The 15,227-nt window shown below is 66.7% G+C and carries 13 protein-coding genes; 9 read left to right on the top strand and 4 right to left on the bottom strand.

Translation table 11 applies throughout. The features are described from left to right. Window position 1 precedes the first annotated feature (1 nt). Window positions 2-1,522 (top strand): carboxylesterase/lipase family protein, encoded by a 1,521-nt coding sequence (locus ABLE92_RS10010; protein WP_348804610.1) that lies wholly within the window; start codon window positions 2-4, stop codon window positions 1,520-1,522. Window positions 1,523-1,669: 147 nt separating this feature from the next. After that, the gene (locus ABLE92_RS10015; protein WP_425476275.1) at window positions 1,670-3,037 is read left to right on the top strand and encodes a lipase family protein; all 1,368 of its coding nucleotides are present in this window, start codon (window positions 1,670-1,672) and stop codon (window positions 3,035-3,037) included. A 263-nt stretch (window positions 3,038-3,300) separates the two neighbouring features. Here ABLE92_RS10015 and ABLE92_RS10020 read toward each other — a convergent pair whose 3' ends face one another. Continuing rightward, complete coding sequence (locus tag ABLE92_RS10020) at window positions 3,301-4,563, bottom strand: HNH endonuclease (RefSeq protein ID WP_348804612.1); 1,263 nt, start codon at window positions 4,561-4,563, stop codon at window positions 3,301-3,303. Between the two features lie 517 nt (window positions 4,564-5,080). Between ABLE92_RS10020 and ABLE92_RS10025 the strand changes: the two genes are divergently transcribed. The 6 genes from ABLE92_RS10025 (at window position 5,081) to ABLE92_RS10050 (ending at window position 10,310) form a co-directional block, all read left to right on the top strand. Continuing rightward, on the top strand, window positions 5,081-5,479 hold the full coding sequence (locus ABLE92_RS10025; protein ID WP_348804613.1) for a RidA family protein: 399 nt from the start codon (window positions 5,081-5,083) through the stop codon (window positions 5,477-5,479). Window positions 5,480-5,481: 2 nt separating this feature from the next. Then, window positions 5,482-6,678 (top strand): winged helix DNA-binding domain-containing protein, encoded by a 1,197-nt coding sequence (locus ABLE92_RS10030; RefSeq protein ID WP_348804614.1) that lies wholly within the window; start codon window positions 5,482-5,484, stop codon window positions 6,676-6,678. 88 nt (window positions 6,679-6,766) lie between these two features. Continuing rightward, window positions 6,767-7,477 carry a DUF899 domain-containing protein gene (locus ABLE92_RS10035; protein WP_348804615.1) on the top strand — a complete coding sequence of 237 codons (711 nt, stop codon included), beginning with the start codon at window positions 6,767-6,769 and terminating at the stop codon, window positions 7,475-7,477. Further along, window positions 7,477-7,962, top strand: a complete 486-nt coding sequence (locus ABLE92_RS10040) for an SRPBCC family protein (RefSeq protein ID WP_348804616.1) — start codon at window positions 7,477-7,479, stop codon at window positions 7,960-7,962. The genes ABLE92_RS10035 and ABLE92_RS10040 overlap by 1 nt, the downstream gene beginning before the upstream one ends. Window positions 7,963-8,034: 72 nt before the next feature. Beyond that, the gene (locus ABLE92_RS10045) at window positions 8,035-8,769 is read left to right on the top strand and encodes a response regulator transcription factor (protein WP_348804617.1); all 735 of its coding nucleotides are present in this window, start codon (window positions 8,035-8,037) and stop codon (window positions 8,767-8,769) included. A 113-nt stretch (window positions 8,770-8,882) separates the two neighbouring features. Continuing rightward, a complete protein-coding gene (locus tag ABLE92_RS10050) occupies window positions 8,883-10,310 on the top strand; it encodes a sensor histidine kinase (protein ID WP_348804876.1) in 1,428 nt (475 codons plus the stop codon). 12 nt (window positions 10,311-10,322) lie between these two features. Here the strand turns inward: ABLE92_RS10050 and ABLE92_RS10055 are convergent, their stop codons facing one another. Further along, window positions 10,323-11,162, bottom strand: a complete 840-nt coding sequence (locus ABLE92_RS10055; protein WP_348804618.1) for a hypothetical protein — start codon at window positions 11,160-11,162, stop codon at window positions 10,323-10,325. 5 nt (window positions 11,163-11,167) lie between these two features. After that, window positions 11,168-12,172: a DNA adenine methylase gene (locus tag ABLE92_RS10060; RefSeq protein WP_348804877.1), complete on the bottom strand. Its 1,005-nt coding sequence runs from the start codon at window positions 12,170-12,172 to the stop codon at window positions 11,168-11,170. 232 nt (window positions 12,173-12,404) lie between these two features. Between ABLE92_RS10060 and ABLE92_RS10065 the strand changes: the two genes are divergently transcribed. Next, on the top strand, window positions 12,405-12,830 hold the full coding sequence (locus tag ABLE92_RS10065; protein ID WP_348804619.1) for an HIT family protein: 426 nt from the start codon (window positions 12,405-12,407) through the stop codon (window positions 12,828-12,830). Between the two features lie 191 nt (window positions 12,831-13,021). On the opposite strand, the gene ABLE92_RS10070 is transcribed toward ABLE92_RS10065, so the two are convergent. Further along, a complete protein-coding gene (locus ABLE92_RS10070) occupies window positions 13,022-15,160 on the bottom strand; it encodes a RecQ family ATP-dependent DNA helicase (protein ID WP_348804620.1) in 2,139 nt (712 codons plus the stop codon). Window positions 15,161-15,227: the final 67 nt, after the last annotated feature.

Here is a 15,227-nt window from a genome sequence, read left to right on the forward strand (position 1 = left end):
GATGTCGGTGGCGTCCGATCCACGGTTGATCGTCGAGACGACGTCGGGGCCCTACCGGGGTGTCCGCGCGGGTGCGGTCGATGTGTGGCGCGGAATGCGTTATGCCGCACCGCCGGTCGGGGAGAACCGGTGGCGTCGGGCGCGGCCCGTCGACGCCCATACCGAGCTGCTCGATGCGGACCGATTCGGTGCGGTGTGCCCGCAGCAACGACATCCGGTGATCGTGTTCGGTGACGACCCGGTGATGGACGAGGACTGCCTGTTCCTGAACGTCTGGGCTCCGGTGGCGCCGTCGGATTCGCCGCGTCCGGTGATGGTGTGGGTGCACGGCGGTGCCTATGTGTACGGATCGGGGAGTCAACCGCTCTATGACGGGGCGCGGATGGCGGCCGACGCCGGGATCGTCGTCGTCACCATCAATTACCGCATCGGCGCCTTCGGATTCACCGACCTGAGTTCGGTGATCGACGGAGCCGAACCCAACGCCGCGCTCTCCGACGTGCTTGCCGCGTTGACGTGGGTGCGCGACAACATCGCCGGATTCGGTGGCGATCCGGCCCAGGTCACGCTGGCGGGGGAGTCCGCGGGCGGCGGCATCGTCACCACGATGCTCACCGTCCCGGCGGCGCGTGGTCTGTTCCATCGGGCCATCGCGCAGAGTTCGCCGGCGACAACGGTATTCGACACCCAGCGGATGGTCGACGTCGCGCACCGGATCGACCGGGCGGTGTCGGGGTCGTTGGCCACCGCGTCGTCGTCGGCGGTGGTGACGGCGGGGATGCTCGCGTTTTCCCAAGTACCGCAGAATGATCCGGGAGTGTTGGCGTTCGCGCCGGTGGTCGACGGTGACCTGGTCCCGCGGCATCCGCTGGACGTCTATCGGGCCGGTGAGGCGATGCAGGTGCCTCTTCTGATCGGCAGCAACCGCGACGAGTCGGCGGTGTTCCGGTACATGAAGTCACCGCTGATGCCCATCGACCTGTCGCAGATCCGGAAGATGTTCGAGCGCATCGCGATCGAGCAGCCGAACCTGCCGATTCCGGACGAGCGGCGCATCCTCGGCGTGTATCCGCGACATCCGAAGGCCGCGGGCCTGGCGATCGCCCGTGATCTCGCGTTCCGGATGCCGGCGATCTGGGTGGCCCACGCGCATTCGGCTCGGGTTCCGGTGTATCTGTATCGGTTCGATTGGGCCCCGAGGATGTACAAGGTGCTCCGCCTCGGTGCCACCCACGGAACCGAGCTCAACTACATGTGGGGCAACCTGCCCACCGGCTCGCGGGACATCACCTACAAACTCGGCGGGCGGTCGACGGGCGAGAAGGTCGCCGAGCGCATGCTGGATCGGTGGGGTTCCTTCGTGCGTGATGGCGTGCCCGGCCATCGGGGTGGGACCGACTGGTCTGCCTTCTCGCCGGATCGGCGTACCTCGATGGTGATCTCCTCGCAGGACCGACCCGTCGACGGACTCGACGACCGGATCGCGGCGGCGTGGGGAGATGAGGCCCTCGCGTTCCGATGACCGCGGCGGGAGCCCGCGGTGACGTGAGTCACGTCTGGAGAAGTTGCCCCACACGCTGAGACGTCGCTAATGTTCCGTCTCATTCGGTTCTCCTTACCGCACGGTCAGGAGTCGGGGACCGGTCTGAGTGTGTTTCGTCCGACGCGAATGATTCCGAAACCGGGAGAACCTGTGCGTAGTGTGCTGCGGTCCGCGCTGGCCGTCGTCGTCGTCCTGTGTGCCGTCGCCGCTGCGGCCGTGACCTCTGTCGCCGGTGTGGCCCACGCCGGTCCGCCGAACCGAACTCCACAGCTCGCCGAGGTGTTCAACGGGTATGTGATCGGCACCTTCACCTCGGGTCGTCTGGCCAGTCCGCAGGAGATCTTCACGCCGCTGGTGTCCGACGACCCGTTCTATGTCGAGCCACGCCTGCGTGGTGACGAACGCCCCGGGACGCTACTGAAGGCAAAGAAGGTCGACGTCCAGTTCACCGGGTTCCGGCCGGGGAATCTCGACGCCTACGCGCTGATGTACGTCACCCGTGGATTGCACGACGAGGCCGACATCAGTACCGGCATTCTGATGGTCCCGCGCGACGGTCGCGACAATGCCGATCGGCCGATCGTCGGTTACCAGTTCGCCAATGACAGCGTCGGAGCCTATTGCCATCCATCGACGATGTGGACCGGTCGTGATCCGCTCGACGGGGCGTCGTGGTCGGCGCTCGGACCGTTGGCCCAGATGTTCGGCAAGGGCTACGCCGTTCTCATCAGCGACGTCGGCAACAACGCCGATCCCGATCCGCATGGCGTCTTCGCCGGAAAGTTCGGTGGCAACACGCTTCTCGACGGATTGCGCGCCGCGATCGCTACCTCTCCGGCGGGGCTGTCGGCGTCTGCGCCGATCGCGTTGTTCGGCGTCGCCGGCGGCGGTGTCGGTGCGGCCTTCGCCGCCGAGAACGCGGATCGGTATGCACCCGAACTGAATATCCGCGGGTCCATCCTCGAGGGGATGGCCGTCAATCAGCGCAACTTCATCCGCGCGTCGGACGGTTCCATCGGTTCCGGGTTCGCCTTCGCGACGCTGCTGGGTCTGGAACCGCGATATCCGGAGATGCGGATCGACGAGAAGCTCAGCCCGGCAGGCAAAGCCCTCGCCGACGTGTTCCGCACGCAGTGCCAGACGCCGGCATATTTCGGCACCCCCTTCCTGCCGTTGTCGGTCTTGTTCAACGGCCGGAATCCCGCCGACATCCCGGAGTTCCAGCATGTCTATCGCGACAATCAGTTGGGCACCAGGGCACCCAAGGCGCCCGTGCTGATCGCATCGTGCGCCCGCGACGATTCGTTCATGTCGCTGGTTCCCGCCGCCGACGCCCGCGCCCTGGCCGCGACGTACCGCCGTGGCGGCACCCGCGTCGACTATCAGCCCACCGACTGCAGCATGCTGACATTCCTCACCAACATGTACCGCTGGGGCACAGACCTTTTCGGAATGCAGACCATCGACTGGATGAGTGCGCGCTTGAATGACTGAGGAACGGGTATCGCATGCTGCGCACCCTCACCCGAGGGCCGTCGAGCTGCGATACCTGTTCCCGGCATTCATATTTCACTGTGGACTTGTCAAGGTACCGATGCGGTCCCGGCCGGAGCCGGGTGCGGGTTGGTTGGTCTGTTATCTATCTGTGGGCGAGGGTCTTACCCCGTTGGTCGAGCCCTTGCCCGTCGGTCGAGCCGTGTCGTTTCGACGGAGCTCAACGCAAGGAGGCCCCGCAAGCCAAGGCTGGAACCGAATCATCATGCCGCACCCGGCAATCCATCCAACGTCATGGTCCGGCGGTGATACGACCGCAGCCACCTGCGTTGCGGGTCAACACTTTCCGGTGGAATCAACCACGGGTGGTGATCGGCTCCCATGACGACGTCCCATCCGTTATGGTGGACATCGTCATGACAGGCCGAACAGAGCAAAGCGCCGTTCTCCACACATGTTTCGCCGCCGTCAACCCAGTGGACGATATGGTGCGCCTGGGTCCGCGAGGGCGGTGCTCCACACTTGATGCACCCCTTATCCCGGTGCGCCAGGGCGCGTCGTTGGGCCCGGTTGAACAAGCGGATGGTGCGCCCGAGCGATAGTGGTACCTCGTCTTTGCTGACGATCATGACGCCGACGGTGGCGTCGCAGCACAGTTTGCGGGCGGTGGCTTCGGTGACCGATCCCATGAACTGCAACGACGCCAACGATGGTGTGCCGGTGGGGATGGTGAGGTTGACCAACTCGGTGGGCATGCGTGGTCCGTCGTCGCAGTGCTCGCCTCGGGCTGCGTGGGCGGCGGTGTCGAGGATGATCTCCAATGCGTCGGCACGCATCTGACCCGCGGAACGCGGATCGCGGGATCCGTCGGGTTGGGGTCGTGGCGCCGACAACACTTCGATCGCCGTCCTCAACTTCTCCCCGAGTACGGCGTGCAGATCGCCGGTGACCGTGAGGCGTCCATCATCGGAATCGTGGAAGTCCAGGGTGTTGATCGAACGGTCCTCAGCGGCGGGTAAACCGTCGGTGTCATCGGCCTGCTGATTTCCTCGGCTTTTGGCGTAGTCGCGGATTTCGGCGGGTGTGAACCCGGCGGTGGCGTGCCCGAGGAGGGCAATGCTGTGGGCGTCGCGTTCTTCGGTGGTGACGGGCTCGCCGGATCGTTTCTCGATGTGCGCCAATCCTCGGACAATGGCGTCGGCGTGTTCGGCCGAGAGCGTGCCCAGCGCGGTGTGGCGGTGCACTCGCTCGATGTCGGGTGTGGTGCCCAGTCGGATCATGCGAGACGCCGAGGCCGGGGCGACACCCCATTCGTGTAGTAGCTCTTGAAGTTTGCGGCCCTCGTTCTCTGCGACCTTGAGGTGATCGCAGAGTCCGACAAGCACACTCGCATGATGGTCGACGAGATTGCGGATGAGCAGGATGGCGTGCAGTGCGTGCTTTGCGTTGTCGCGGGTGAGGCTGCGGTTGGTGTAGTCGAGTTCGGATAAGAAGTCGATGGTGGTGTCAAGTTCCCCCGGTGTCATGTTCACCACAGTACGCCGGATATCCGTTCGTGGCAAGGGTCAGTTTCGTGAATCCTGTTGCTGTGCATAATGTTTGGTCTGTGGATAACTCGTCGTCGACCGGATTTTTCTGTCGGTGGGGTGTGGTATGGGGCGTCGATTTCGCGGGAGGTGTTGTGGTGGTGAAGATTCCAGCGTTGGGTTGCGTGGTCTCGACTCGGACTTCGCTATCGCTCCGTCCGGCTCGACCGGCGGGATGGGGTCGGCTCGACCGGCGGGATGGGGTCGGCTCGACCGGTGGGGTGAGGTCGCCGCGACCGAAACTGGGTTGCTGTCAACGGAATCGAAAGCGCTGTCAACGGAATCGAAAGCGCTGTCAACGTAATACAGAGCGCTGTCAGTGATGAGGAGAGCGCTGTCAGCGTGATCCAGAGCGCTGTCACCGATATCGAGAGCGCCGTCAGCGAAGAGGCGAGCGCTGTCAGTGGCGACATGGGAACGGGTCCGGATTGTCGGTGCGGGCGGCTACAGTGGCGGCATGTCTCGAGTACGGCTCAATGGGTCATCAATTCTGCACGACGGTGGGTTTCCCTACAGCGCGACGGTGTCGCCGGGGTCGCTCATCTTCACCGCGGGTATCAGTCCGCTCGATGAGAACGGTGCGGTCGGCGCATCCGGTGACGTGGTGGGGCAGACGCGGATCTGTCTGGCGAACCTCGCGGCCGTGCTCGGTGAGCAGGGCGCCACGTTTGCCGATGTCGCCAAGCTGACCATCTATGTGGCGGAACGACTTCAGGCCGATCTCTATGTCGCGTGGGAGGCGGTGGCCGCCGAGTTCGAGACCGTTCCTCCCGCGATGATGATGGGTGTCACCGTACTTCCGTATGACGGCCAGCTCGTCGAGATCGAGGCGGTCGCCGCGCCGCCGCACGGGTGATCATGACACGTCCCCGGGTGACCGACCGCGCCCGCCGAAACCGGTTGCTGCGCCGACATCGACTCGCATCCGAAACCCGGGCGCACTCGGTGATCGAGGCCGCCGAATCGATGGTCGGCCTGCATTCCACCACACCGTCGACCGTCTACCTCGCCGCGTGGGCGCGCATCGACGGATTCACGCCCGCATCGATGGACGACGCGCTCTACGTCGATCGGAGCCTGGTCAAGCAGTTGGCCATGCGCCGAACGCTTTTCGTGTTTCCTCGCGACCTCCTGCGGGAGGCGGTGGGTGCCGTGGGTCCTCGGGTGACAGCATCCGAACGCACCAACATGCTCCGCGATCTTCGCCGCAGTGAGTGGTGCACCGATCCCGACGGATGGATCGACGCGGCGCGCGCAGCGGTCGCCGCCGAACTCGTCGACGGGGTCACCCTCACCTCGTCGCAGATCCGCGAGCGCCTGCCCGAGTTCAACCGGACGGTCATCGTGAGCCCCGGAAAGTCGTACGGCGGCGCGAACCCGATGTTGCCGCGCATCATCAACATGATGAGTGCGGCAGCAGACATTGTGCGAGGACCCAATTCGGCGGGATGGCATATGTCGAGGCCGTCGTGGTCATCGATGCGGGATTGGCTCGGCGAGTCACTCGATCCGCCCGATCCCGCGACCGCGTATGCAGCGATGGTCCGTCGGTGGCTCGCGTCCTTCGGCCCCGGCACCGAAACCGATCTGGTGTGGTGGCTGGGTTCGACCAAGGCTGCGGTGCGGCAGGCGTTGGCGCAACTCGACATCGCCGAGGTCGAACTCGACGACGGCTCGGTGGGGTACGTCCTCGCCGATGACGTCGTGTCGCCCGATGACGACGATCTCGAACCCCAGGCCGTCCTGCTTCCGGAACTGGATTCCACCACGATGGGCCACAAGATCCGCGACTTCTACCTCGGGCCACACGGCGAGCACATCTTCGATCGCAACGGCAACGGCGGTCAGACCGTGTGGTGGGACGGTCGCATCGTCGGTGGCTGGTACCGCGACGACGACACGAGCATTCGGGTGCATCTCTTTGAGAAGCTGCCCGCCGGCGCTCGTCGCGCCGTCGACGATCGGGCGAACGAACTGACCGCGTGGCTCGGTGGCGCCCAGATCCGGCCCGGCTACCCGGCCCCATTCGTCCGCGGATTGCGAGATCAGCGATGAGTTCGGCGGTCCGGCTCGGTCGGTCTCTGTACAGGGGCCTCGGGTGCCACGCTCGCGGCCACCGCGCATCGACGGTGAGGAGTCCGCCATGACCGACCAGTTGTCCACGCCGAAAGACCCGCAGGCGATGCCGCCGGTGGTCGACGACGCCGCCTGGCGAGCGGCCCTCGACGACCTGCGCCGCCGGGAGAAGGCGGCCACTCGCGAACTCGACGCGATCGCCGCCCAGCGACGGCGCATGCCGATGGTAGAGGTCACCAACCACACACTGACCGGCGCCGACGGCCCGATCAGCCTGGCCGAGATCTTCGACGGCCGATCCCAGCTGATCACCTACCACCACATGTGGAACGACGGCGCGGAGTTCCAGTGCCCCGGCTGCACCGGATACACCTCGCAGTTCACCCGCCTGGAGTTCCTCGACAACTACGACGCCCGATTCGTCATCGTGACCAACGGCCCGATCGACGAGGCGCTGGCCTACCGGCGTCGCGTCGGCAACCGGATGGACTGGTTCTCCGCAGCCGGCACCACCTTCGGGTCCGGGGTCGACGCCGCACCCGGCGAGGGATTCGCGATCAACGTGTTCCTCCGCGACGGCGACCGGGTCTACCGCACCTGGCACACCAACGGCCGCGGCACCGAACAACTCGGTCACAGCTTCGCGCTGCTCGACGTGCTGCCGTGGGGCAGGCAAGAGGAATGGCAGGACTCGCCGGACGGGTGGCCGCAACGACCCACCTACTCGGGCTGGGCGGACTCGACCGACATCGCGCACTTCTACGGAGAGGACTCCTGATGAGCACCTCCGATGCAGCCGAGGCCATGATCGTCTCGCGGTTCGTCGACGCCGCACCCGAGGACGTCTTCGCGTTGCTGCGCGAACCGACGAGACATCAGGACACCGAACCGTCGGATTGGGTTCGCGACGCCATCGACACCGCCCCACTCACCGAGGTCGGGCAGATCTTCGGGATGAACATGTACCTCGACAAGGCCGACGGGCACTACGTCGTCCACAACCGCGTCAGCGGCATCGTGCCAGACTCCGAGATTGCCTGGCTGCCGGGCGAGATCGACGACGCCGGTCGTCACCGCCCCGGTGGATGGGAGTGGCGCTACCGACTCCAACCGGAGGCCGGCGGCACCCGGGTCACCCTCATCTACGACTGGTCGAGGACCCCGGAACCGGTGCGCGCCGAGATCGGTGGCATGCCGCCGTTCGGACCGGAATTCCTGGAGAAGTCCCTGGCGGCGCTCGACGCCGCCCTCACGGCGAGCTGACGGCCGGCACCCAGACGTACCCATCACCGCAGGTCAGACCTCACAGAAAGCTCCCAGTCACAGTCCAGGCTCATGGCAGACTGGGGGTGTGAGGTGATAGGCGTGAATGAATCTGGCCAGGGAGCGAAAGTCCTCGTCGTCGACGACGAGGCGAATATTCGTGAGTTGTTGTCGGTGTCGCTGAAGTTCCAGGGGTACGAGGTCGAGACCGCGGCGGGTGGCCCGGAGGCGATCGACCGATGCCGCAACTTCAAACCCGACGTCCTCGTCCTCGACGTGATGATGCCGGGAATGGACGGATTCGGCCTCCTGCGCCGACTCCGCGCCGACGGTATCGCCGCACCGGCGCTGTACCTGTCGGCCAAGGACTCGGTCGAGGACAAGATCAACGGCCTCACCATCGGCGGCGACGACTACGTCACCAAACCGTTCAGTCTCGAAGAGGTCGTGGCGCGTCTGCAGGTTCTGTTGCGGCGCAGCGGGTTCGACGAGCGGGCCAAGGAGACCTCGCGGGTCACCTTCGCCGATCTCGAACTCGACGACGAGACGCACGAGGTGTGGAAGGCCGGCAAGCTGATCTCGCTGTCGCCGACCGAGTTCACCCTGCTGCGCTACTTCATGGTCAACGCCGGCACGGTCCTGTCCAAGCCGCGCATCCTCGACCACGTCTGGAACTACGACTTCGGCGGTGAGGTCAACGTCGTCGAATCCTATGTCTCGTACCTGCGACGCAAACTCGACTACGGCGTCACACCACTGATCCACACGCTGCGCGGCGTCGGATACGTCATGCGGGAGCCGCGGTGACCGCTGGCCCGAGCGCCGCGGTGCACTCCGGTGCACGAGGCCCAACGTCGCACCTGCGGGCCGGTACGGCATCCGCATCGAGCGCGGCGGCGTCGGCCCCGCCGGTCACCGGCGTGAAACGCCTCCGTGGTGTGCCGCTGCGGATCTCGCTCGTCGGACTGACCCTCATCCTGGTGGCCGTGGGACTGCTGGTGTCCGGAATCGCCGTCACCTCGGCGATGCGCTCGGATCTCATGTCGCGCACCGACCAGGGGCTGGTGTCGGCGACGGAGGGGTGGGCCAAACCCCGCAACCCCGAGATGGGTTCCTCGCAGGGACCTCCGATCGGCCCGCGCCGACCTCCCTCGCCCTACTTCGTGATGACGACGCTCAACTCGGGTCTGGTGATCTCGAACGCGAGCGACTTCAGTGCCGAACCCGATGTCTCGGGCCTGACGGCGTCCGACGTGGCGCCGACGACCGTCGACTCCGTCGGTGACGGGCCACAATGGCGCGTCGTCAAGACCACCGGACCGGACGGGGTGGCGATCGTCGCGACACCCCTGACCGACGTCAACAAGACCTTGTCGCGACTCATGTGGCTACAGTTCGGCATCGGGGCGGCGGTCGTCGCGCTGCTCGGCGTGCTGAGCTATCTGCTGGTGCGATCCAGTCTGCGACCGCTGCGCCGGGTGGAGGAGACCGCCCACGCGATCGCCGCCGGCAACCTCAACATGCGGGTGGCCCCCGGACCGCCGAACACCGAGGTGGGCAGTCTCTCGGCCTCGCTCAACACGATGCTCGGGCAGATCCAGCACGCGTTCGCCACCACCGCCGCGTCCGAACAGCAGGCCCGGCAGTCCGAGGAGAAGATGCGACGATTCGTCGCCGACGCCAGCCACGAGCTGCGGACCCCGCTCACCTCGATCAAGGGTTTCGCCGAGCTGTACCGGCAGGGCGCGGTGTCCGACGCGGGCGACGCGATGCGCCGCATCGACGACGAGGCGGGCCGGATGACCCTCCTCGTCGAGGACCTCTTGATGCTCGCCCGGCTCGACGCGCAACGTCCGCTGCTCTCCGAACCGGTGGACATGCTGATGCTTGCGGCCGACACCGTGCAGGCCTCGCGGGCCGCCGCGCCGGATCGCGACATCCGGTTGCAGGTCATCCCATCGGCCGAACCGCCTGTGGTGCTGGGTGATTCGGCCCGACTCGTGCAGGTGATCCGCAATCTCGTCAACAACGCGGTGATGCACACCGCCGACGATGCATCGATCACCGTCGGAGTCGGCGTCGACGAGTCCCCCACCGGCAACGGCGATGTGGTGGTCACCGTCGCCGACACGGGCCAGGGCCTGACCTCCGACGAACGTGCCCGCGTCTTCGAACGCTTCTACCGCGGCGACAGCTCACGCTCACGTGGCGAGGGCAGCGGCGGCAGCGGTTTGGGGTTGTCCATCGTCGCCGCACTCGTCGGTGCGCACGGAGGTCGCGTCGGCGTGGACTCAACGCCCGGCTCGGGTGCCTGCTTCTGGGTGCGGCTGCCACGCCTGGCCGACTGAGGTGGCGGTTGCTCAGATCAACTGCCGCAGCCGGGCGAAGTCGGTGAGGTCGTCCCGGAAGCGGTCGAGGGTGACCAGCGTGTACATCCCGTCGATCTGACGGTCCGCCCAGAGTTGATGGATACGACGGAGATCGGCCTGACGTGACTTCCAGCCGATCCCGTCGATCACCGCCAACACGAGTTGGCGTGGCAGACGCACCTCGGCCATCTCCTCGATCTCGCGGACCGCATCGGTCAGCTTCGACCCGGTGGAATCGAAACCCTTTGCCGCGACCACGATGTCGGGACTCGACGGAGCGCCGACGATGAGATCGGCCGGCGCGGTGCGTCCGTTGCGGCCGGAGAACCGGGATCGCGTCGTGTAGTCGAGGCCGAGATCGCGGGCGATGTCCTCGATCTCGTCTTCGATGCGGCGGCCCGACGCCCCGGCCCGGGTGGCCGTCAGGCGGGTACCCGCGCGGGCGACGAGGATGTCGGCGAAGGAATAGGTCCGGTGCATCTGCGCCGCCAGCATGCGGACGAGATCGAACTCCTCGTCGAGCCAGGTCACCAGTTCGACCGGACGGCTCCGCGCCAGGCCATGCCAGCCGGACGTGTCGAACCGGTCGCGCAGCACATTCTTCAGCTTCTCCTGCGACAGCCCGATCGCCAGACCCAGGACCGGGACATCGCCGGGATTCTCCCGGACCCACGCGGCGAGGCCGGCGATATCGGTGTCGAGGAGTTCGCCGAGACCGGCCGTGGCCGCCGCGATGTGCTCGGCCTCCGGCGTCGACGCCGTCGGATCCACGTGAGACGTCAAGCGTCCCAACGTCTTCAGGTACTCGTCGAAATCCGGTGCGCCGGCCATCGGGGTCAGTCGCGTCCGATGAAGAGGTACTCGTTGACGTCGCGGCGGGTGGCGGCGGCGTGCGTGCCGAAACTGTACTTGTGGTCGATCGCGATCACCTCCACCGACGGTTTCACCTTGCCCAGCAGGTCGGTGATGCGATCGGCGTCCGGCAGGGCGTTCGACGAATAGGACAGCACGATCGCACCGGCGTCCTGGAAATGCTCGAACGTCCGCACCAGGGCGTCCTCGATGGTCCGCTTGTAGGCGAACGGGGTGAACCGCTTCGGCAATTTCTTGGTCTTGGTGTTCTCCATGATGGTCATGCCCTGCCAGTACGCCGACAGACCCTCGAGGAAGTGATACCGCTTGATGTAGTCGTTGTCGTCGGTGGGCGGGGCGTACGGCGGATCGAGATACACCAGATCCGGGGCGCCCCCGAGGGCCGCGGTGGCGTCGAAGTCGAAGACATCGCCGCAGGAACTGTGATGGCGCAGACCGTTGCTGAACACCGTCGCGTTGTATTCGGCGGCCGATCGGAGACGGAAATGATCCCGCAACGACATCCGCAGATCGCGTCGGCCGTCGGCGTAGCGAGTGGAATCGGTGAAGGTGAACACGCCGCGTGGCTGTTTGCGGGCCGCCGAGAGCACCAGCGCCGCGATGGCCAGGTCGCGTCGATATCCGCGCAGCCGATCGATGTGCGACCACGCCGAATCCAGGAAGGCGCGGTCGTCGGCGTCGAAGTAGAGGCCGTCGAACGTCGAGGAGATGAAGTCGCGGTCGTCGGCGGGGGGACCGCAGATCTCCTCGATCAGATCGGGTTCGAGCCGCACCGAGGAGTTGGCGACCGTCGCGCGGGTGATGATGTGCGGAAAGTTCAGGAAATCGTTGCTGGCCACGGCAAAGCCCTGCGCCTTGAGCAGGTACGAGACGACTCCGGAGCCGGAGAACGCATCGACCGCCGTCGCGCCGCCGATCTCGGCGAAGGCGCGTTCGAGATGGGGGAGCAGCCGGTACTTCGAGCCCATGTAACGCAGCCGCGGGAAGCGCTGCGCCGCATCGACGATGTCGACGGAAGCGGCGGGCGCGCCACGGGCGGGATCGAAGGCTCGGCGACTCACAGCACACAGGATGTCACGGACCTCCGACAACAAAAAGATCAACACGTCGGTGAACTCCGGTCGTCGTGGTGAGACGAACGCCCCAAACATCGGCCCCAACACCACTGTCGGTGGGGTGTCCGGCCCTAGACTGTGGGGCATGTCGTCGGTATTCACGAAGATCATCAACGGAGAACTGCCCGGTCGATTCGTCTGGCGTGACGGTCAGGCCGTCGCCTTCCTGACCATCGAGCCCGTCACCCCCGGCCACGTGCTGGTGGTGCCGCGCAAGGAGGTCGATCACTGGGAGCAGATGGACACCGCGTCCTTCACCCACCTCGCCGACGTCGCGCAGAAGGTCGGCCGTGCCGTTCGGGAGGCCTTCGACGCACCACGCATGGGTCTGCTGATCGCCGGCCTCGAGGTACCGCACGTGCACATCCACGTGTTTCCGGCGTTGAGCATGGACACCTTCGATCTCGGCAACGCCCGCAAGGACATCACCCCGGAACAGCTCGACGCCGACGCCGACAAGATCCGGGCGGCCCTGCGCGCCACCGGCTATACCGAATACGTCGACGACTGAGGCGGTCACCCGCGCCACGTTGACAGCGCTCTGTTGGTCACTGACAGCGCTCGGTGATCTCGCTGCGTGGCGCTGTCAGCACCGTCGAGAGCGCTGTCAACGCTGAGGCGAGCGCTGTCAACGCTGAGGCGAGCGCTGTCAGTGAGGTGGCGAGCGCTGTCAGTGAGGTGGCGAGCGCTGCCAGCGGTGCGCTATACGGTCCGGTGAATCAGCAACGGCAACACCGCCGTTGCGCCGGACTCCCGGAGCAGCGCGGCCGCCAGGGTGATCGCCCAACCGGAGCGGGACTCGTCGACGACGAGCAACACCGAACGGCCGGCCACCTCGGCGGGCGCCGGCCCGAGATGGTCATGCCAGTACCCCGCCTCGACGGTGCCGGGGGCATCGCGCGGTGGCGGGTCGCCCAGGCGAACCGGCAACGCCGTGCCGTCGCGCTTCCCGACGCGGCACAGGTACGCCGCGACGTCCTCGGCCAGGGAGGTGCCGCCCAGGCGCAGTGAGCAGATGACCTCCGGGCGCAGACCCGATTCGCGACCCCACGCCGCCAGCGTGGCGACCGCCGCATCGCCCAGATCGGCCACCGCCTGCTCGTCATGATCGCGGGCCGCGGCCAACAGATCCGTCCATTCGGGCGCGTCGGCGTGCGCCAGTACCCGCCCGGGCTCGGCCGCGACAGCCGCCGCGATCCGTCCGCGCCGACCGAAGTCGTTCTTGGCCGGCCACATCTTGCGTGGCTCGAGCACCTGGGCCGCCCGCCGCAGCGAGGCGGTGATCGACCGGATCACGGTGTCGTCGACATCCGCGGCAAGCGGGTCGGTGAGATGACCCAGGCACACCGAGCACCGGCCACACGGCTCGGCCGCCGGATCGTCGAGTGACTCGGTGAGCAACTGCATGAGGCAGCGCCGGCCCGCCACGTAGTCCCGCATGATGTCGGCCTCGCGGCGGCGGACGGCCAGCACACCGTCATAGTGCGCGGCGTCGAAGGTCCACTCCCGCCCCGTCGCCGACCACCCGTCCGGGCCACGTTCGGTTGCGCCGTCGACCGCGAGTTGCTTGAGCATCAACTCGATCCGGCCACGACGCTGACCGGTCTGCGCTTCCAACGCCACCACGCTCATCGGTTCGGGCGACGAGTTCAACGCGTCCAACACCGCCGCCATCCGCGTCGGCTCCGGAATCGTCGAGGTGGCGAAGTGCTCCCAGATCCGCGCGTCGGTGGCCGAGGCGAGCAGCATCACCACTGCGTCGTCGAGCGCACGCCCGGCACGACCCACCTGCTGGTAGTACGACACCGGCGACGGCGGCGATCCCACATGGACGACGAACCCCAGATCGGGTTTGTCATACCCCATCCCCAACGCCGAGGTGGCCACCAGCGCCTTGATCTCGTTGCGCAACAACGCATCTTCGAGACGATGACGGGTATCGCCCTCGAGTTGCCCGGTGTAGGCCGCGACCGGGTAATCGTCACCGTGCACCGCGCGGATGGCGCCGACGAGGCGATCGGCGTCGGCGACGGTGAGCACGTACACGATGCCCGACCCCGGCAACTCCGGCAGATACTGCGCCACCCAGCCGTACCGCTGAATCGGTGACAGTCCGTCGATCACGTTCAGGTGCAACGACTTCCGCGCGAGGGAACCGCGCAGCACCAACGTCTGCCCGCCGAGCTGCGCGGCCACATCCGCGGTGACCCGCTCGTTGGCGGTGGCCGTGGTGGCCAGCACCGGCGTCACCGGATTCAGCGACTGCAGCACATCCGACACACGCCGATAGTCGGGCCGGAAATCGTGCCCCCAATCGGAGATGGCATGAGCCTCGTCGATCACCAGCAACCCCAGGCGCCCGGCCATCGCGTCGAGCACCCGCCGCCCGAAACCGGGATTGGCCAGCCGCTCCGGCGACACCAGCAACACGTCGATCTCACCCGCCCGCAACGACGCCTCGATCTCATCCCACTCGTCGATATTCGACGAGTTCAGCGTCGCCGCCGTCAACCCTGCCCGCCCCGCCGCCGCCACCTGATCACGCATCAACGACAACAGCGGCGAAACGATGAGAGTCGGCCCGCTCGCTGCGCTCTCGGCGCCGGGCAGAGTCGGCCCGCCCGCCGAATCCCGCCGCAGAATCGCGGTCGCCACCCAGTACACCGCCGACTTCCCCCACCCGGTCGCCTGCACCACCAGCACCCGGGCCGCCGGCCGGGTGGTCAGCGCGGTGATCGCCTCGAGTTGGTCGTCCCGCAAGCGCGCGCCCGGACCGGCGAGGCTGGTGATCACGGCATCCGCGATGGCAGCGGCGGTATCAGACAGTGCGGTTCCCGACATGCGCCTAATCTATCGTCATGCTCCGACATCGCCCTGACCTGCGTGGATCGGGCATCTCGGGCGCCGT

Origin of the sequence: Gordonia oleivorans (assembly GCF_040044975.1) — a bacterium.
Taxonomy (GTDB): Bacteria; Actinomycetota; Actinomycetes; order Mycobacteriales; family Mycobacteriaceae; genus Gordonia; species Gordonia oleivorans.